Origin of the sequence: Comamonas sp. CMM03 (assembly GCF_019218715.1) — a bacterium.
GTDB lineage: Bacteria > Pseudomonadota > Gammaproteobacteria > Burkholderiales > Burkholderiaceae_C > Comamonas > Comamonas terrigena.
This window is the reverse complement of record NZ_JAHUXB010000001.1, coordinates 436,551-453,039: the sequence shown is the minus strand read 5'-3', so window position 1 is coordinate 453,039 and position 16,489 is coordinate 436,551. Positions and strand designations below refer to the sequence as shown.

Genomic DNA, 16,489 nt, shown 5'->3' with positions numbered 1-16,489 from the left:
GTGGGTGAATGCGCACCCGGACATCATGGGCGCAGCCCAGATGCAGAACGCACACGCCCATGTGCTGGGCATGCGCATGGGTGAAGGCGATCCCGACTTTGGCCGCCAAGTAAAACGCACCATCCGCTCACGCACGGCCGAGCCGCCTGGCCACCTTGTCTCAGGACAGCTCAAACACCCTCAGTCTCGACGATTAAATCCGCAAACTCGGCCGCCTCAGGCCCGGCATGTTGCTGGGCCAGATGGACGAAGGGATCATTTCCGTGAACACCGGCATCGACATCATCCAGTCCATCCCCAGCGTCCAGGAACTGGTCGATAGTTTGCTGGATGTGGGTTGAACCGGTCTCGCCTGCGCGGCACGAATCCACTATAAGTGGAGAGGCAGCTGACTTGCGTTCCACCGTACTCCGTCGCTCATGACCTCGACAACGGGGAAACGTCGCAGCTCCTTCCAGGATGGCTCCGTAGAAGTTTCATATTCCACAATTTCGTAATGACGTCCGCAGGTCCGCCAGCTCTGGCAAGGAGCCACGTTCGGCTCCACGTCCCACGGGATGCTTGCAAGCCGCCGCACTTCCGTCAGAGCTGCCTGAAAAGAAACAAAACCTTCACCAACGAGCTCTGCGTGAATTTCGTCTTCAATGCAAAATAAAACTGCCATTTCCTAAGTTAATTCAAAATGAACTAGCGCATAGTGCCAGAACTTACACTTTGCGGCCTCAATGTATGTGCTGACATGGTTGTTTAAAAGACAGGTACCCAAGTCGCAGATGTTGGTGCGCAGAGGTGCCTGCCATCGGCCAGACGCATTCCTTGGACATGTTGCCTCGCGCGAGGATTTCATATTTCCAGCATAGCTGCTTTGCGGCAGATCAGACCTATGCAAAAATCAAAAAGGCTTCGCCAAACCGCCCATATGGCTAGCGCTATTCGCTCGTGGGCAATGTGGAATATGAGAAGAGCTTCATTCCATTTTTTCCGAACCGCCGTATGTGTGCCTTCGGTGTGAAGGATGAGGCTACGGGACTCCTGTGTGGAATCAACGATCAGGAGCTCCTGGCAGGATATCTCTCTCCAAAGGCCAGCTAATCACTGCCTGAAAGTCCACACGCCAGATATCGATCTCAAACGGCTTACCGTCTTGATCGAGATTGAGCACCACGGAGACGGGGGTGCCATCTGCATCGTAGAAATGGCACTCCGCTGGCGATGCGCCTAGCTTGCGAGAGCTGTTGAATGGAGCGATGGAGAGGCTGCCCATTCCGCCCGACAGAAGTCGAACAATAAGTGCGCTGATTTCGAGAGATACCCCGGCTTGAGTGAACAGGTGTTGGACCAATGGGCGCTCATACTCAAAGAGGTGTCTCATGGCTGTCCAATGTAATGGCATCAGTGCCATCCCATACTCACTACTTTGGATGGGGAGCCTACGTTCGCCGAATTTTTCTATCGGCCCGGAGCTCCTTATTGGCCGCTTTGGACCGCTACACAATCTCAGAAAATCACCCAGATCGAAGATCCACTGCACCCCATGGGACGAGAGTACAAAATCAAATTTTCCGTGCCCGGCAACTACGACCCCGCTGCACTGCAGCGGAAGTTGCCCAGCCCGACCAGTAGCGCCACCGCGGCCGAAAGCTACCGCTTCGCCATCGAGCCGGACGGCTTCTATTTTGTTGACCACCTGGTGGACCGCACGGTGGCGGCCGTGGCGTTGCAATGCCTGCTGGATGAGGCGCTGGGGCTTAGCGATGCGGTGGAGCTCACCGAACCCTAGGCGGGGACCTCGCGCCGCCCGCCCTACCCTTGCTACGTCGTTGCCCCGCCTGGTCGCACCAGATGCATGGCCTGCGGCTTCACGTCTTGTCCAGGCCAGGCCGCGCCAATCTGCGGCCTATGCCGTGCCAGATCAGGCCAGGCACGACCGTGTGGGCCACTTTAAGGCAGGGCCAGCACCGCGCAGTTGCACAGGTCCGCGCTCTCAAAAGCGGTCAACTCACCGGCCTGCAGGCCGGGCACCGGGAACAGGCGCACGGTCAGCGGCTTGTTCAGGCGAAACGCCATGGTGCCGGTGTCGCGCATGACGGCGGCGATCTGGCTGGCGCTGGCATCGCCCGGCACGGGCACGGTATCCAGACCGATGCCACAGACACTGCTGTAGGTCAGCAAGGCGCGAATGTCGAAGTGGCCGTGTTGCGTGCCTTGCGCCAGACCGGTGTCTTCCGTCACGGCCAGCATCAGGCCGCTGAAGCCGATCTGCGGCATGTGCTGCACGGACTTGAACACGCGGGTCAGCAAGGCCGATGCCTCCACCGTGCCGGAGGCCCCGAAGAACGGCACCCCCAGCAGTTCATAGACCTGCACCATGGAGGCGCAGGATTTGGAGGGTGCGGCCGAGGTATCCATGCCGATGACGCGCCAGCCGGCATCCAGCGCGGTAGCGTTCACACAGGCACTGATGCGCTCCACATGGCTGGACAGTGCATCGCCCAGCGCCTGCGCGGCGCGGGCCATCCAGGCGGCATGGGGCAGGCTCTGGCGTTCTGGCTGCAGCGTGTGCAGCACATCGACCAGCAGGTCCGGCGTCTCCAGGCCCAGCACCAGACAGGCATCCAGCTCGCCACGGTGGTAGCCCGCAGGGAAATAGGGAATGCCGCTGACGCAGTTGAAATTGACGGTGAAGTTGAAATTGCCCTCGCCGCGCGGCGTGCACGCGGCGATCTCCTGCACGGCTTGCACGCTGCGCTCCAGCAGCTCGCCGCCCAGGTAGCCGGCCTCATCCAGATCGATGTTGACGCAGGCATTGCACAGGTCGCCATACGCGGCAATCAACGCGGGCAGCAGCGCGACTTCGGCGGTGGTACGCGCCTCGCCGATCGCAAAGCGGATGCGGCGGCTGCCGGTGTTCAGCTGGGCCAGCAGCTCGGTGATATGGGCCAGCCCGGCTTGCGCGCTGGCGGCGCTGCGGGTGTCCAGGTACTCACCAAACGGGTTGCTGACGATACGGATGGACTGCACCGCATAGCCTGCCTGCTCCTCCAGCGCCGTCGCCAGGCGATCACATTGGCGCTTGGCCTGCGCCAGCGCAGCGGGCCAGGTGCCGGGTTCAGGGCCCAGTGTGAGGAAGGCAGTGACAGTGCGAACGCGCACCAAGGGGTGCAGAGCAGAAGTGAGCATGGCGCCAGGGCAATCGAAGACAGCGCAGCATCTTAAGGGCTGCCTGAGCTGCCCCGATCAAGCGGGCGGCGGTGCCAATCCGGCGCCAGCCGCCTGCAAAGCCGAGGTGCTAACCCCGCTCCTTCAGCCACAGCCCGAACTCTTTCATCACAGCGACCACGGGTTTCAGGCGTTCGCCGTCCTGCGTGAGCGCGTAATCCACCCGAACGGGTGCTGTGGGCCACACCGTGCGTTGCACCAGACCAGATTCCTCCAGGGCGCGCAGGTCCAGGGTCAGCGAGCGCTGCGAAATACCGGGCATGTCCCGGCGCAATGCGTTGAACCGCTTGGGCCCGTCCACCAGGTAGGACACGATCAGCAGGCGCCACCGCCCTCCCAGCAGCCGCATGGCTTCTTCCACAGAGCAGCCACTGACACTCACTTTCATAGCACAACTTTCCAGGCGATCTTCTAGGTATCGTTTTTTAACCTATCTGCAGTTTTTTTGCCTTCTTCCAGTTTGATACCTGCCGGTGAACACTCGCGGCAGCGCCGTATGTCACGGCGTACGTCAACGATCGGAAGCCTCCCATGAAGCTGTACTACATCCCTGCAGCCTGCTCTTTGTCCCCCCACATCGTGCTCCACGAATTGGCGCTGGACTTCACCCCCATCCAGGTGAACTACAAAACACACAAGACTGCGGATGGGCGCAATTTTCTGGACCTCAACCCTTTGGGATATGCGCCGCTGCTGGAGCTGGACGATGGCAGCCTGCTGCGCGAAGGTCCGGCCATCCTACAGTACCTGGCGGACCTCCAGCCAGACGCGCAACTCGCCCCGGCACACACCAGCATGGCGCGTTACCGGCTGCAGGAGTGGCTCAATTTCCTGACCTCTGAAATCCACAAAGGCTTCATCCCCCTGCTCTACCCGGTGCAGGCCGGCAGGTATGCCACCGAGTCCGCCACGCCCAAGCTGGCGCAACGCTATGCCTGGATCAACGCGCAGCTTGCAAGCCAGGACTATCTGATGGGGCACTACACCGTGGCCGACAGCTACCTCTACGCACTCACCCAATGGGGGCAGGCCGAATGGCTGGTTCCCACCTACCAAGCCAATATCCGCTTCGATGGTCTCGAACACCTCAAGGCCTGGTACCTGCGCATGCGCGAGCGGCCTGCCGTGAGAAAAGCGCTGGACACCGAAGGCCTGAAATAACGCTGCACGCATGCGTACCTACTCACCAAGATCCAACCGGCTGAAGCCGGCACAGCGCATCCAGATGTGCTGTGCCCATGGGGCACCGGCGCCCTCTTCACCTGCCCGTGCCCCAAGCGGGCGGCATGCCGAACCGCCCCCAAACCGCTAACTACAATCTGGCGGATGAAGACCACCTACTACACCGCCACCAGCCTGGACGGCTTTCTGGCCACCGAGGACGACTCCCTGGACTGGCTGTTCTCCCTGGGCGAGCTGAATGAGTCCAGCTATCCGGAATTCATCTCCGGCGTCGGGGCCCTGGCCATGGGCTCCGCCACTTACGAGTGGATGCTGCGCAATGCGGACAAGGTGGCGGCCGAGACGGGTTCCCCATGGCCTTACACGCAGCCCACCTGGGTGTTCACCAGCCGCACCCTGCCTGCCATTGCCGGTGCCAACATTCAATTCGCCAGTGGCGATGTGCGCCCCGTCCACGCCGCCATGCGCGCGGCAGCGGGCGACCGGAACCTGTGGATCGTGGGCGGCGGCGACCTGGCCGGCCAGTTCTACGACGCCGGACTGCTGGATGAAGTCATCGTGCAGATCGGCTCTGCCACCCTCGGCACGGGCAAGCCGTTGTTCCCCCGGCAGGCACTTTACCCCGCGCTCAAGCTCCAGTCCGTGCAGCAGATGGGAAGCGGCATGGCGGAGCTGCGCTACCAGGTCCAGAACCCCGTGCAGAGCGACCCGGTTCCGGGCGCCACCGCCTGAAAAACTTCGCCAGGCTGGCGATTCACAGCCACGAATACGACCACCACGGATTCTATTTTCCAGCTTGACTGGGCTGCTGGTCATGACCGGCCGAGTTCGGCCAGGAGCAGCCGTTCGCGAACGCTACTTGGCCGACTGCTTCAAGCGGTGAGCTGACGTTAGTGGTCAGCCACGCCAAGGACGGCTATCGACCCATTGCACGCTTAGGCGTGGTGGCTTCTGTTGATGCACGTGTCCCAGTCAACATCAACATCAGCAAGTGGTCGACGACCTTAGCTAGACGCTCGGACGGAATTGGTGCACCTGCTGGTCCACCGTAATAGGCCACGAGCGCAATGACCGTGTCACCCAGGATGTCGAGCTCAACCTCGGACAAAGCCATGTAACCAGCATGAGTCGCGGTTGCAGACAGCTTGGACAGCTCTGCCCGGACGAAAGTGCTGTAACGCTCGGCTAGGGTTCGATAGAGCTCCGGGTGCAAACGCGCCATCTCCATGGTAGCGATGACGATTTCAGGGCGGTCGGTGCAGTTGCCGGCGTGATGCACCAACGCGAGAAGATCGTCCCGGAGCGACGTGCCTGGATAGCGGGGCGAGTTCAACGAGTCCAGCGTTGCAACAGCGTCGGCCACCAGATCAGCTTTTGCCGTCCAGCGCCTGTAAAGCGTTGCCTTTGATACCCCCGCATGCGCCGCTACGTCCGTCATGGTCAGGCTCTGGTATCCCTTAGTCCCCAGCAACTCCAGAGCTGCGTTGATGATGAGCTCGTCGCGGCTGGTGTCTTGATTGCGCCCGCGTTCTGCTGGCGGTAGGCGATGCGGGTGTCGGTTTTGCTGGTCGTTCATCTCCATCCAGGGTATCACAGAAATTCTAAACCATACAGTTCCGAAACTATTGCGTTTCGTATATTGTTGCATTGTTCTCCAGCGCCATCTTGGCGTTATGAGTGCTCAACAGACGAAAGGCTTCCCATGTCAAACTCCACCATCCGTCCCGTTCTGGTCACAGGCGCCACTGGCAAGCAAGGGGGCGCCGTTGTGCGTGCGCTGCTGCAGGCAGGCCACCCCGTGCGCGCTATGACACGCGATCCTTCCTCGGCCGCAGCTCAGGCGCTCAGCGCACAAGGTGTGGATGTTGTGAAGGGCGACTTCAACGATGCCGCCAGTCTGGACGCCGCGCTGGCGGGGGTGGGCGGTGTTTTCTCTATGCAGATGGGCTCACACCCTGGCGATCCGGATACCGAGGTTGTCACTGGCAAGGCTTTGATTGAGGCCGCTGGGCGTGCTGGGGTGGATACGGTGGTCCACACGTCAGTTGCCCGTGCAGGCGATCAGAAGAACTTCGTCGGCTGGGACGAAGGCCGCTGGGAGCCGCTGTACTGGAACAACAAGGCCGCTGTCATTGATATGGTCAAGGCGCAAGGCTTCCGCCACTGGGTCATCCTGAAGCCAGCCATGATCATGGAGGACATCGTGCCGCCGCAGGCGGACATGCAGTTCGCGTCGCTCCGTCAGCGCGGTCGTTTCGAGACTGCAATCGCGGCCGACTCCGGCATTGACTGGATCGCGGCGGACGACATCGGCGCGTTTGCCGCCGCCGCCTTTGCCGATCCTGCGCGTTTTAACGGCCATGAAATCGACCTGGCGGTGGAGCGCGCCACCTTGCCCGAGGTCGCCGCCAAGATGAGCGTTGCGACGGGCAAGCCGGTCTCGGCGATGACGTTGACGGACGACGAACTGCTCGACCGACCCTACGGTTCTCTGGCCACCCAGTCTGAATCGTGGAACAACGTCGAGGGATACAAGGTAGACCTCAATGCTGTGCGCAGTTGGGGCGTGCCGCTGACGACGCTAGACCAGTTCATTGCGCGCAACCGCGACAAGTTCGTAATCGGTTGAGCGCTGAAGCAGCAGGAATGGCAGAAATCTGCCGTTGGGAGCGAGCATGGCAAGCGGCTGCAATCGCTGCACAGCAGACATCTGCTGGCAAATCATGAACGGCAGCAACGGGTCGAATGCTGTCAGTGAGCAGTTCAAGCATGCCGTTCAACCCGGAGCAGAACGCCGGTCAAAGATGCCCCGGGACCTCATGCACAGCAAATTGCTACCGCGCTCATTCCCGAACCGACGCATGCGGATGCAGCGACCTGAAAGACTACCCAAAGCCAGCCGGCAACAACCGCAGTGCGCCCACGCACCGTCCGTGGACGCCACAGCACAGCCATCACTCCACACCCGCGCGCAGCCTGCCTGCCGCCAGATGCCGCTCCCGCAGCAGCAGGAACAACGGCAATGCCAGCGAAGGCCCGACGGCCAAGCAGCACAGCGGCAGCCACCACCGGGGCATGACCAGCCTGCGCCCTTCCACCACCACAAACACGGCGACCGCGATGCCCGAGACCAGCACATCCGCCCAGGCAAAGGCAGCAATATGGCTGGCGCTGGCCTGTTGCAGCAGCAGCGGCAGATCCGGGCCGTGCACGGCCAGCCAGGGCACAAACTGCGAAAGGGGCAAGGCTGCGCCCGCCAGGCAAAGAAGGAGGTAGATGGGTTGCACAGGGCGTTCTGTGTAGGCCTGACCGCGCCGGCCTGTTGACCGTACCGGAGCGCTTGCGACATGGATGCGCTGCACCCAGGTGCCCGGCCATGGTAGCCATGGCCACCGCCAAGGCCTGTGATCTGCATCACCCCACCTGCCCACCGGCTCCCTCCCTCCTTCAGCGCGCGCACTGCGTTCTGCCATGGCCTGCCCAGCCGCAGACGCGCCCATGGGCTTGCGGCCGTTGCGGCCAGTGCATGCCACGGCTGGGCTGTGCGGCCGTACACCGCTCATCCGCCCTGGCCGGGCCTGGTGCGCGCCACGGCCTCGGCCAGGCGTTGGATGCCTGCCGCGATGGTGTCCGGCTCCAGCAAGGCATAGCCCATCACCAGTCCGGCGGCGGGGTTCGCCTGGCGCTCGTCCGTGCCCGGGAGATACAGCGGGCTGATGGGGTAGACACGGACACCGCATGCGCGCGCGGCATCCACCAGCGCCGGCTCCAGGGCTGCAGGCACCTCCTTGAACCACACCACCAGGTGCAGGCCGCTGGCTGCACCTTGCACCGTGACCTGCGGGCCCAGGTGGCGCTCCAGCGCCTGCACCAGGGCATGCTGCCGTGCCTGTTGCAGACGCCGGATGCGGCGCACATGGCGGTCGTAGCTGCCGTCTTCCAGGATCCGCGCCAAGGCACGCTGCATGCCGGTTGCGCCGTGCCGGTCGCTGACGCGCCTGGCGGCCGCAAAGGTCTCGGCCAGCGCCGGCGGCAGCACCATATAGCCCAGCCGCAACTGCGGCGACAGCGTCTTGGAGAAGGTGCCGACGTGGATCACACAGCCGTGCGCGTCCAGCGACTGCAGGGTAGCTTCGGGGCGCACGGTGTAGCGGTACTCGCTGTCGTAGTCGTCCTCGATGATCCAGGCATGGTGCCGGGCCGCCCAGTCCAGCAACTGCCGGCGGCGTGCCATGGGCAAGAAGGCGCCCAGCGGGAACTGGTGGGTGGGCGTCACATAGGCCAGCTTCGCGTCGCCCGCTGCGGCCAGCTGCTGCGTGACCAGCCCCTGCGCATCGACGGGGGCAGACCACAGCCTGGCCCCGTAGGCTTCGAATGCGTGGTGGGCCATGCGGTACCCTGGGTTCTCCACGACTACCTGGTCGCCGGGATTGATGAGCAGGCGGGCGCACAGATCCAATGCCTGCTGCGAGCCGTTGACGATGAGGATCTGCTCCACCGCGCAGGTCAGCCCCCGGGACTGGCTGAGGTGCTTTTGCAGCGCACGGCGCAGTTCCAGGTTGCCGCGCGGGTCTTCGTACTCCAGCCTGGGCATGCGCTGGCGTTCCACGGCACGCAGGGCCTTCATCCAGGTCGATGTCGGGAAGTCGCGGCCCGCCAGCGGCCCGTAGACAAAATCGATCTCTCCAGGCTGCGTGGGCCGGGGGTCTGCCAGCTGCAAGGCCTGCATGTGCTGGCCGATGCGCGAGAGCCTTCCGGCCAGCCCACCCGCCGCCGTGGCGGTGACCGTTGCTGCGGCTGTGGCGGCGGCACGTGCCCGCCTGGGCGGGACCGGCGCCGCCGCACCGGCGGCCACGCGGCTGGCGGCCCCTGCGCGGCTGTCGATCAGCCCGTCGGCGGCCATCTGCTCGTACACCAGGGTCACGGTCGCCCGCGACAGCCCGCGCTCCGCAGCCAGTGCCCGGGTGGACGGCAGCACCGTCCCCGCGGCATAGGTGCCGTCCGCGATGCGGGCACGAAATTCTTCGTAGAGGGCCCGGCTCAGTCCGGTCCGTCGTTCGTTGTGCATGGCCATGGCGGTCAACTGGTCTGGTTGAATTGCTCAAAACTGGCTATTTTCCACCAGCCGCAATGGCGGCACAGTGGTGGCTTCGCGGGCGCTGCCCGCTGCAACCGCCATCAAGCGCCATGTACCTTCCCACGCAATTCACCGAACCTCGCACCGAGGAGCTTCACCGCATCGTGCGCGACAACGCGCTGGGCATGCTGGTGACCCACACCGCCAGCGGCCTGGAGGCGAACCACCTGCCCTTTCTGCTGGACACCAGTGGCGGCGGCGCCGGTGTGCTGCTGGCCCATGTGGCGCGGGCCAACCCGATCTGGCAGGAGGTGCGTGATGGCGAGCAGGTGCTGGTGGTGTTTCGGGGAGTGCAAGGCTATATCTCCCCCAACTGGTATCCCGGCAAACAGGAAACCCACCGGCGCGTGCCCACATGGAACTACGAGGTGGTGCATGCCCACGGCACCATCCACGTCCGCGACGACGAGAAGTTCGTGCGGGGAGTGGTCGGCCGCCTGACGCGGCAGCACGAGGCCGACCAGCCCGTGCCCTGGAAGATGGGGGACGCACCGTCGGACTACATGGCGCAGCAGCTGCAGCACATTGTGGGCATCGAGATCCGGCTGAGCCGGCTGGAATGCAAGCGCAAGCTCAACCAGCACCACCAGGTGCCGGACCGCGAAGGCGCCATCCGAGGGCTGGAGTCCGTGGGCCACCATGGCCTGGCGCAGGCTATGCACCACACCGCGTCCCAGCCATGAGGGCCCTGCCCCCGCCTGGTGGCGGCCAGGGCCGCCGCGCCCATGCACCGGATGGAGGGTGAGATGTACAGCGCCACCTTCACCTTCGCCCCGGGCGACTACGACGACGAATTTCACCGGCTCGACGCCATCATCGCCGACGTGGCCAAGGGTATCCCGGGCTATCTGGGCGAGGAAGCGTGGGAGAACCCTGCGGCAGGCCTGGTCTCCACGGTCTACTACTGGGAGAGCCTGGAAGCCTTGCAGCAGCTCATGCAGCACCCTGCCCACCTGGCCGCCAAGCAGCAGCAGGCGCAGTGGATCAAGGGCTACCAGGTCGTCATCGCCCAGGTGCTTCGCGCCCATGGCGACGGCGGCATTGCCCACCCGCTTTCAGCGGCAGCTGGGGCAGCAGGGGTAGCTACCGTGGCGCCCTCACACCACTCTTGAACCATCCTTAACCATCCGCCATGTCGTTGCTTGCTTTTCTCTTTGCCGCCCTGGTGCTGGCCATCACGCCGGGCCCGGGAATCGCCGATGTCGTCGCCCGCACCGTGGCCGGCGGCCGACCGGAAGGGCTGGCCTCCTGCCTGGGCACGGCGCTGGGCGGCCTGGTCCATGTACTGGCCGCGGCGTGGGGACTGTCCTTGCTCATCGCCCAATCCGCGTGGGCATTCACCCTGGTCAAGTACGTGGGCGCGGCCTATCTGGTCTATCTGGGCGTGCGCATGCTGGTGCGCCGCAGCCCGGCGGGTGCGCTGATCGACTTCGATATCGGCGTGCGGGAAGAGGTGCTGGATCCCGCCCATCTGTACAGCTGAGGCTACTGGCTCAAGCATGCATGCCGCTGCATCCAGGGGGCCGATCTGGCGCAGCGGTTTCCGGCATTCCGGCCCTCCCCCGCTATTGCCAAGGCCCTCAACGGCGACTCTGCACGAGTGCTGCAGGGCTACGCCGCGCGCATCGCCGGTGCGCAGGACCAGCACACCCTGCGGCGGCTGCCGAAAGAGGCGGCCCGCAAGCTGGTATGGGCCACCCAGGTGCTGCGCCCGTCTCAGACGGCTATTGGCCAAAGACTCTGGAGGATTACGCCAGCCACTTCGCCAGCCTGTGTCCCGGCAAGGCGGAACAGCTCGCGCTCTTTCTGGCGCATGCCCGCCCCCCCTGGGCGCCGGGCGATGTGTTCAATGCAAAGCTACTGCAGTTCACCGGCTGGATGCAGCACACCCAGCGCGCGCAGGCGTGCGCTTAGGGGCGGTCCATCGCCAGGGCCATCGGGCCGGGAGCTGGCGCTCCACCACCCGTCCACGGCGTCAGTCCCCGCCTGCCTCGGGGTTGGCCTGGTACAGGATCCAGCCGGCAACGTTCGACGCACCACCGGGCCGGTCCTTGGGATGCACCCGGCCTTCGCTCACCGGAACTTTGTCAAAGTCAAAGGGACTCATGCCTTCGATGCAGGCCACATTGATGCCGTATTGGTCCGGCGAAGAGCGGCGCTGGTGGAAGGTGTAGATGCCGCAGCGTGCGCAGAAATAGTGCTTTGCCTCGCCGGTGTTGAACTGGTACAGGGTGAGCGCATCCCGCCCTTGGGTCACGGTGAGGTCGCTCAGATTGGCGGACACCGCCACGGCACCGCGCATGCGGCAGTACGAGCAGTTGCATCGGCGGACCGTGCGCAGGCCATCGGTCAAACGCAGGGAAAAGCGCACCGTCCCGCAGTGGCACGCAGCCTGGTAGACGGGGCGTTCATCGGCATGGTTGTCGGTCATGCCGGCCATTGTCGCCGGGTTGCCCGCGTACGGCCAGGCGGCCGGTGCATCCCTGCGACAGAGCACCTGCGGCCGCGCCTTTCCCGTTCCGCTCAGAGCCGGTGCACGCGCTTTTGCAGCTCGGCCTGGCGGGCCTCTTCTGCGTCATAGGCGGCCTGTGCCGCGGCCACCGCATCCATGTTCTGCTCGGCCCAGTGCGCCAGCGCGGCCACGGTTTCCGTCAAGGTGGCCCCCAGGGCCGTCAGTGCGTATTCGACGGTGACGGGCTTGGTGGCATACACCGTGCGGGTGACCAGGCCATCGCGCTCCAGCTTGCGCAGGGTCTGGGTCAGCACTTTCTGCGTGATCTGCTTGATCTCGCGTTTGAGTCCATTGAAGCGCTGCGGGCCGGTTTCCAGGCGGTCCAGGATCAACAGCGCCCACTTGTCCGCCAGCCGCTCCAGTACCTGGCGGGTCGGGCATTTTTCTTCGTAGACGTTGTAGGCATAGCGGCCTGCATGCAGCCGCAGTGCGTCATCGGTCATAGGTTTCCTCCAGGGAATCTGGTGCCCTCCAGGTGCGTTCTTGGGCATGCACAGACAACGATGAAAAATATACCAAGTATCTGCTGAATACCTTTAAACCGATGCCCCAAGACAGCCCGCCACCGACGGGTTTGTGTGCCCAGAATCCGGATGTGTGCCCCGCCATGCAAGTGGCGGGCACATGGCGACTGGATGGGCCAGGTTCAAGGGCAGCACTACGGGTGAAGGCCGCGTTGTGCAACGCCGATGCGGTCTTTGAATCGCCATTCTGGAATCTGTCCCATGACCTTTTTTCCCAAAACCGCTGCTTCCCTGATCCTGGGCGCTGCGGCGCTGCTGTCGGCCCCCTGGGCCAGCGCCCAGACGCCCGCTACCGATCCCCATGCCGTCGCCATCGCTTCGGACAGCGAGTTCATTGCCGCCGGCAAGTCCTACTTTGTGGATTTCGGCGACCAGAAATTCCGCCTGGATTTCAAGTCCGCCCGGGAGATGGTGTTCACCTCTCCCGATGACAAGAACACCGCCAACGTACCCATCACGGTCACGCCGGTGGGTGACGGCGTCTACATGATCTATTGGTCGCGCCGCGCGGGGCAGCACGTGGTCCATGTGGACGACTTCCGCAACGGTGTGGCCTACACCAACATTTTTCTGCCCGATGGCTCTGCATCCCGCCGCAAGGGCAGTCTGGTGCAAATCCCCTGAGCCTGGCACCCCGGCTTGCGCCCGGCGCAGCCGCTTTCCCCAGCCCCATCTTCACCGCCAATCCGCAGGAGGACATATGGCAAAAACTGTAGTGGTCTATTTTTCCGGCTACGGCCACACGCAACGCATCGCTGAAGCCGTAGCACAGGGTGCACAGGCGCAACTGCTGCGCATCGACCCGGAAGGCAACCTCAGCGACGAAGCCTGGGACGCACTGGCCCAGGCCGACGCCATTGTGCTGGGCGCCCCCACCTACATGGGCTCCGCGCCCTGGCAGTTCAAGAAGTTTGCCGATGCCAGCTCCAAGGCATGGTTCACCCGCGCCTGGCAAGACAAGGTCTTCGGAGGCTTTTCCGTGAGCGCCAGCCTCAACGGTGACAAGCAGGTGACCTTGATCGGCATGCAGACACTGGCCTCCCAGCATGGCGGCATCTGGGTCAGCCTGGGCGTGCCTCCTTCCAACACCCTGGCGGCCACCCGCAACGATGTGAACAACCTGGGAGGCTCCGTGGGCCTGCTGGTGCAAGCGCCGTCGGATGCCGACGCAGCCGCCATTCCCGACGGGGACATCGCCACGGCACGCGGCTACGGGGTACGGGTGTCCCAGGTGGCGCAGCGGTTCAACCCGGGCGCTTGAGGCAGGCGGTCTGCGGGCGTGCGCAGGCCTTTTTTATTTGCGCCGGGCTGTTGACAGGTCGCTGCCAATCCGCAGAATCGCCACCCTTTTGACGATGGGAAGCCGTTCATGCAGAGGATTGTGATTTTGGGAAATGCAGGCAGCGGCAAATCCACACTGGCCCGCGCCCTGGGCGCGCGCCTGGGCCTGCCGGTGGTGCACCTGGACACCCTGTTCTGGGAGCCGGGCTGGGTGGAGGCCGATGCCGAGGTCTTCCGCGAACGGGTGCGCCACGCAGTGGCGCCCGATGCCTGGGTCTGCGAGGGCAACTACGCCCGCCGCACCTTCGATCTGCGCCTGCCCCGTGCCGATCTGGTCATCTGGCTGGACACCCCGCGTTGGACCTGCCTGCGCCGCGTGGTTGCGCGCAGCTTCAGCAAGCAGCCCCGCACCGACCTGGCCGCAGGCTGCCAGGAGCAGCACAACCGTGCGTTCCTGACGTTTCTGAAATATGTCTGGCACTATGACAACGCCAACCGCCCGGGCATCGAAGCCATGCGCCTGGCCAAGGGCCCCCAGGTGCCGGTGGTGCACCTGCGCGGCAACCGGCAAGTGGCCGCGTTCCTGAATGGGTTGCCGGTGGCTGGCGCAACGGTAGCCTGCTGACTTGGGTGTGACCGCAGAGCCCACCGCCACTCCCTGGCATGGAGAGCATGAAGCTCCAGCCACTGCGGTCGTCTGCAATGTCGGGAGAAAGGTGAAGGCTGCAGACGGCCCGAAGCTGACCTAGGGCCCCGCGCGCCCAGTCCGCCCGGCCCGCGTGCGGTGGCAGCCGCGCATGGGCACATGGGACCATGGGAAATAGAATCCCAAGATGCAAGAAACGGATTGGCTGGAACCCTGGACATCAACCACTGGCGCGAGGGACAGCTACCTGCGCACTTTCGCCGAGCAGCTGGCGCGCGAAACCAGTCCGGGCCATGCACTGCACGGGGTTCCCGTCCAGCTCATCGGCCGCGGCAATGGCGACGACGCGCTGTTCGCGTTGCTGGACGGTACCGGCCGGGTGGCCCTGGTCCACCTGGTCTGGCAAGGGCAGCAAACACCGCCCTGGCCAGCAACCGCCATCTTTGCCAGCCTGGAAGCCTGGCGAACGGAACACATGGTTCCGGAGAGCCGCGAGTGGCTGGAATAGAAGAACGTGGGAGCGATGGCATTGGAGCGATGGGTATGAGCAGCGTGGTGGAAAAGAGCAAGTTTTTGAGCCTGGTCCTTCGCCATGCACCAGAGACCATCGGGCTGTCGTTGGACAGTGCGGGGTGGGCGCAGGTTGACGCGCTTCTGGAACGCGCGAATGCCCACGGCGTGGCACTCGACCGCGCATCGCTGAGCCAGATTGTGGCCGGCAGCGACAAGCAACGGTTTGCCTTCAGCGACGACGGGCAACGCATTCGCGCCAACCAAGGCCACTCTGTTCCAGTGCAGCTTGCGCTGCCGCCCCAGGAGCCACCAAGTCGCCTGTTTCATGGCACTGCTTTGCGGTTCCTTGCGTCCATTCGCCGCCATGGCCTGCAGCCGATGCAGAGGCAGCATGTGCACCTGTCCACCAACGCGCTGACGGCAGAAGCCGTAGGCCGACGCCACGGCAAGCCCTGCGTGCTGTGGGTGGACGCGCAGGCACTGCACGCCAGCGGACAGGTCTTCTTGCGCGCCGAGAATGGCGTCTGGCTCACCACAGCGGTCGCGCCGGAGTTCATCGGCTTTCCCTCCGACGCAGTGTGACCGCCACCGCAGCGCGGGCAGGAACGGCCGCCCCGGAGGATGGCCTGGCTCGGGCGCCCAAAAAAGCGGCCACTAAGGCCGCTTTCTGTTTCCTGTTTCCTGTGCCTCTGCAGTCCGAGGCCACACCCTCTAGAGCGTGTGATGAACTTCCCGTCGAAGCCAATATCTGCGCCGCTGCCGGTCGCATGAGCACTGCAAGACCCAAAAGTGCAAGCCACCCAGAACCTGTGGCAGCCGCTCCCGCCTTGCGGCCCGTCTGCAGATACGCTCTCCAGTCGCGGAACCTGCCCCTGACCTCCTCAGCCCCGCCCCATGGCATAGAACTCCTTGTTGGGACGCATGCTGGTGACATTTGCCAGGCGGTTGGACATGCCGAAGAACGCCGACACGCCGGCGATGTCCCAGATGTCGTCCTCGGTGAAACCGTGCTGCTTCAGGGCGTCGAAATCCGCTTCACCGACCAGGTGCGCCGTGGCCGACACCTTCATGGCGAAATCCAACATCGCCTTCTGGCGGTCCGTGATGTCGGCCTTGCGATAGTTGGTAGCGACCTGATCGGCAATCAAAGGGTTCTTCGCGCGGATGCGCAAGATAGCCCCATGGGCGATCACGCAATACTGGCACTGGTTCACCGCGCTGGTGGCCACCACGATCATTTCGCGCTCGGCCTTGCTCAGGTTGCCGGGGCGTTCCATCAGCGCATCGTGGTAGGCAAAGAAGGCGCGGAACTCGTCGGGACGGTAGGCCAGGGTGAGAAAGACGTTGGGAATGAACCCTGATTTCTCCTGCACCGCCACCAGCCGCTCGCGGATGTCTGCGGGCATGTCTTCCAGTGGGGGCACAGGAAAGCGGCTGATGGCGCCAGCATGGTTTGGGGTCATGGTCATGGCTTG

General features: G+C 64.0%; 21 protein-coding genes and 1 pseudogene. 13 read left to right on the top strand and 9 right to left on the bottom strand.

Translation table 11 applies throughout. The features are described from left to right. Positions 1-227: 227 nt before the first annotated feature. Positions 228-341 carry a nitronate monooxygenase gene (locus tag KW830_RS02150; RefSeq protein ID WP_218331886.1) on the top strand — a complete coding sequence of 38 codons (114 nt, stop codon included), beginning with the start codon at positions 228-230 and terminating at the stop codon, positions 339-341. A 701-nt stretch (positions 342-1,042) separates the two neighbouring features. Here the strand turns inward: KW830_RS02150 and KW830_RS02145 are convergent. Next, entirely contained in the window at positions 1,043-1,372 is a 330-nt protein-coding gene (locus tag KW830_RS02145) for a hypothetical protein (protein WP_218331885.1), read from the bottom strand. Positions 1,373-1,534: 162 nt separating this feature from the next. Here KW830_RS02145 and KW830_RS02140 point away from each other — a divergent pair, with 162 nt between their 5' ends. Next, positions 1,535-1,780, top strand: a complete 246-nt coding sequence (locus KW830_RS02140) for a hypothetical protein (RefSeq protein ID WP_218331884.1) — start codon at positions 1,535-1,537, stop codon at positions 1,778-1,780. Positions 1,781-1,941: 161 nt separating this feature from the next. Here the strand turns inward: KW830_RS02140 and KW830_RS02135 are convergent, their stop codons facing one another. Both KW830_RS02135 and KW830_RS02130 read right to left on the bottom strand, forming a co-directional pair. Continuing rightward, positions 1,942-3,180, bottom strand: coding sequence for a DUF711 family protein (locus KW830_RS02135; RefSeq protein ID WP_218331882.1), 1,239 nt, complete (start codon positions 3,178-3,180; stop codon positions 1,942-1,944). Between the two features lie 109 nt (positions 3,181-3,289). Next, positions 3,290-3,607 (bottom strand): helix-turn-helix domain-containing protein, encoded by a 318-nt coding sequence (locus KW830_RS02130; protein ID WP_066533055.1) that lies wholly within the window; start codon positions 3,605-3,607, stop codon positions 3,290-3,292. Positions 3,608-3,750: 143 nt separating this feature from the next. Here KW830_RS02130 and gstA point away from each other — a divergent pair, with 143 nt between their 5' ends. Further along, positions 3,751-4,380, top strand: coding sequence for a glutathione transferase GstA (gene gstA / locus KW830_RS02125; RefSeq protein ID WP_218331880.1), 630 nt, complete (start codon positions 3,751-3,753; stop codon positions 4,378-4,380). A gap of 165 nt (positions 4,381-4,545) precedes the next feature. Beyond that, complete coding sequence (locus tag KW830_RS02120) at positions 4,546-5,133, top strand: dihydrofolate reductase family protein (RefSeq protein ID WP_218331878.1); 588 nt, start codon at positions 4,546-4,548, stop codon at positions 5,131-5,133. A gap of 184 nt (positions 5,134-5,317) precedes the next feature. On the opposite strand, the gene KW830_RS02115 is transcribed toward KW830_RS02120, so the two are convergent. After that, positions 5,318-5,977, bottom strand: a complete 660-nt coding sequence (locus KW830_RS02115; protein WP_218331875.1) for a TetR/AcrR family transcriptional regulator — start codon at positions 5,975-5,977, stop codon at positions 5,318-5,320. 126 nt (positions 5,978-6,103) lie between these two features. Between KW830_RS02115 and KW830_RS02110 the strand changes: the two genes are divergently transcribed. Beyond that, entirely contained in the window at positions 6,104-7,030 is a 927-nt protein-coding gene (locus KW830_RS02110; RefSeq protein WP_218331873.1) for an NmrA family NAD(P)-binding protein, read from the top strand. A 325-nt stretch (positions 7,031-7,355) separates the two neighbouring features. Here the strand turns inward: KW830_RS02110 and KW830_RS21235 are convergent, their stop codons facing one another. Both KW830_RS21235 and KW830_RS02100 read right to left on the bottom strand, forming a co-directional pair. Further along, positions 7,356-7,874 carry a DUF2834 domain-containing protein gene (locus KW830_RS21235; protein ID WP_255578040.1) on the bottom strand — a complete coding sequence of 173 codons (519 nt, stop codon included), beginning with the start codon at positions 7,872-7,874 and terminating at the stop codon, positions 7,356-7,358. Between the two features lie 86 nt (positions 7,875-7,960). Continuing rightward, positions 7,961-9,475 carry a PLP-dependent aminotransferase family protein gene (locus tag KW830_RS02100; RefSeq protein WP_218331869.1) on the bottom strand — a complete coding sequence of 505 codons (1,515 nt, stop codon included), beginning with the start codon at positions 9,473-9,475 and terminating at the stop codon, positions 7,961-7,963. 113 nt (positions 9,476-9,588) lie between these two features. On the opposite strand from KW830_RS02100, the gene KW830_RS02095 reads away from it, so the two are divergent. The 3 genes and pseudogenes from KW830_RS02095 to KW830_RS02085 all read left to right on the top strand — a co-directional run. After that, a complete protein-coding gene (locus tag KW830_RS02095; RefSeq protein ID WP_218331867.1) occupies positions 9,589-10,221 on the top strand; it encodes an FMN-binding negative transcriptional regulator in 633 nt (210 codons plus the stop codon). Between the two features lie 63 nt (positions 10,222-10,284). After that, positions 10,285-10,650: an antibiotic biosynthesis monooxygenase gene (locus KW830_RS02090; protein WP_218331865.1), complete on the top strand. Its 366-nt coding sequence runs from the start codon at positions 10,285-10,287 to the stop codon at positions 10,648-10,650. Positions 10,651-10,670: 20 nt separating this feature from the next. Next, positions 10,671-11,000 (top strand): annotated as a pseudogene (locus tag KW830_RS02085) (LysE family translocator); the annotation flags it as partial. A 513-nt stretch (positions 11,001-11,513) separates the two neighbouring features. Here KW830_RS02085 and KW830_RS02080 read toward each other — a convergent pair. Together KW830_RS02080 and KW830_RS02075 are read right to left on the bottom strand one after the other, a co-directional pair. Next, a complete protein-coding gene (locus tag KW830_RS02080) occupies positions 11,514-11,969 on the bottom strand; it encodes a GFA family protein (protein ID WP_218331863.1) in 456 nt (151 codons plus the stop codon). A gap of 92 nt (positions 11,970-12,061) precedes the next feature. Beyond that, entirely contained in the window at positions 12,062-12,541 is a 480-nt protein-coding gene (locus tag KW830_RS02075; protein WP_218331862.1) for a helix-turn-helix domain-containing protein, read from the bottom strand. A 234-nt stretch (positions 12,542-12,775) separates the two neighbouring features. On the opposite strand from KW830_RS02075, the gene KW830_RS02070 reads away from it, so the two are divergent. The 5 genes from KW830_RS02070 to KW830_RS02050 all read left to right on the top strand — a co-directional run bounded on the left by KW830_RS02070 (position 12,776) and on the right by KW830_RS02050 (position 15,596). Further along, positions 12,776-13,198 carry a hypothetical protein gene (locus KW830_RS02070; protein WP_255578039.1) on the top strand — a complete coding sequence of 141 codons (423 nt, stop codon included), beginning with the start codon at positions 12,776-12,778 and terminating at the stop codon, positions 13,196-13,198. A gap of 76 nt (positions 13,199-13,274) precedes the next feature. After that, positions 13,275-13,835, top strand: a complete 561-nt coding sequence (locus tag KW830_RS02065; RefSeq protein WP_066533081.1) for a flavodoxin family protein — start codon at positions 13,275-13,277, stop codon at positions 13,833-13,835. 120 nt (positions 13,836-13,955) lie between these two features. After that, on the top strand, positions 13,956-14,480 hold the full coding sequence (locus tag KW830_RS02060; RefSeq protein WP_218331861.1) for a hypothetical protein: 525 nt from the start codon (positions 13,956-13,958) through the stop codon (positions 14,478-14,480). A gap of 208 nt (positions 14,481-14,688) precedes the next feature. Then, the gene (locus KW830_RS02055) at positions 14,689-15,009 is read left to right on the top strand and encodes a hypothetical protein (RefSeq protein WP_218331860.1); all 321 of its coding nucleotides are present in this window, start codon (positions 14,689-14,691) and stop codon (positions 15,007-15,009) included. 35 nt (positions 15,010-15,044) lie between these two features. Further along, positions 15,045-15,596: an RNA 2'-phosphotransferase gene (locus KW830_RS02050; RefSeq protein WP_255578038.1), complete on the top strand. Its 552-nt coding sequence runs from the start codon at positions 15,045-15,047 to the stop codon at positions 15,594-15,596. Between the two features lie 299 nt (positions 15,597-15,895). Here KW830_RS02050 and KW830_RS02045 read toward each other — a convergent pair whose 3' ends face one another. Further along, positions 15,896-16,483 carry a peroxidase-related enzyme gene (locus tag KW830_RS02045; RefSeq protein WP_218331858.1) on the bottom strand — a complete coding sequence of 196 codons (588 nt, stop codon included), beginning with the start codon at positions 16,481-16,483 and terminating at the stop codon, positions 15,896-15,898. Between the last annotated feature and the right edge of the window lie 6 nt (positions 16,484-16,489).

Coding starts and splice junctions, on each gene's coding strand:
- KW830_RS02150 (WP_218331886.1), top strand. CDS start 228: ATGTTGCTGGGCCAGATGGACGAAGGGATCATTTCCGTGAACACCGGC.
- KW830_RS02145 (WP_218331885.1), bottom strand. CDS start 1,372: ATGAGACACCTCTTTGAGTATGAGCGCCCATTGGTCCAACACCTGTTC.
- KW830_RS02140 (WP_218331884.1), top strand. CDS start 1,535: ATGGGACGAGAGTACAAAATCAAATTTTCCGTGCCCGGCAACTACGAC.
- KW830_RS02135 (WP_218331882.1), bottom strand. CDS start 3,180: ATGCTCACTTCTGCTCTGCACCCCTTGGTGCGCGTTCGCACTGTCACT.
- KW830_RS02130 (WP_066533055.1), bottom strand. CDS start 3,607: ATGAAAGTGAGTGTCAGTGGCTGCTCTGTGGAAGAAGCCATGCGGCTG.
- gstA (WP_218331880.1), top strand. CDS start 3,751: ATGAAGCTGTACTACATCCCTGCAGCCTGCTCTTTGTCCCCCCACATC.
- KW830_RS02120 (WP_218331878.1), top strand. CDS start 4,546: ATGAAGACCACCTACTACACCGCCACCAGCCTGGACGGCTTTCTGGCC.
- KW830_RS02115 (WP_218331875.1), bottom strand. CDS start 5,977: ATGAACGACCAGCAAAACCGACACCCGCATCGCCTACCGCCAGCAGAA.
- KW830_RS02110 (WP_218331873.1), top strand. CDS start 6,104: ATGTCAAACTCCACCATCCGTCCCGTTCTGGTCACAGGCGCCACTGGC.
- KW830_RS21235 (WP_255578040.1), bottom strand. CDS start 7,874: ATGGCAGAACGCAGTGCGCGCGCTGAAGGAGGGAGGGAGCCGGTGGGC.
- KW830_RS02100 (WP_218331869.1), bottom strand. CDS start 9,475: ATGGCCATGCACAACGAACGACGGACCGGACTGAGCCGGGCCCTCTAC.
- KW830_RS02095 (WP_218331867.1), top strand. CDS start 9,589: ATGTACCTTCCCACGCAATTCACCGAACCTCGCACCGAGGAGCTTCAC.
- KW830_RS02090 (WP_218331865.1), top strand. CDS start 10,285: ATGTACAGCGCCACCTTCACCTTCGCCCCGGGCGACTACGACGACGAA.
- KW830_RS02080 (WP_218331863.1), bottom strand. CDS start 11,969: ATGACCGACAACCATGCCGATGAACGCCCCGTCTACCAGGCTGCGTGC.
- KW830_RS02075 (WP_218331862.1), bottom strand. CDS start 12,541: ATGCCCAAGAACGCACCTGGAGGGCACCAGATTCCCTGGAGGAAACCT.
- KW830_RS02070 (WP_255578039.1), top strand. CDS start 12,776: ATGACCTTTTTTCCCAAAACCGCTGCTTCCCTGATCCTGGGCGCTGCG.
- KW830_RS02065 (WP_066533081.1), top strand. CDS start 13,275: ATGGCAAAAACTGTAGTGGTCTATTTTTCCGGCTACGGCCACACGCAA.
- KW830_RS02055 (WP_218331860.1), top strand. CDS start 14,689: ATGCAAGAAACGGATTGGCTGGAACCCTGGACATCAACCACTGGCGCG.
- KW830_RS02050 (WP_255578038.1), top strand. CDS start 15,045: ATGAGCAGCGTGGTGGAAAAGAGCAAGTTTTTGAGCCTGGTCCTTCGC.
- KW830_RS02045 (WP_218331858.1), bottom strand. CDS start 16,483: ATGACCATGACCCCAAACCATGCTGGCGCCATCAGCCGCTTTCCTGTG.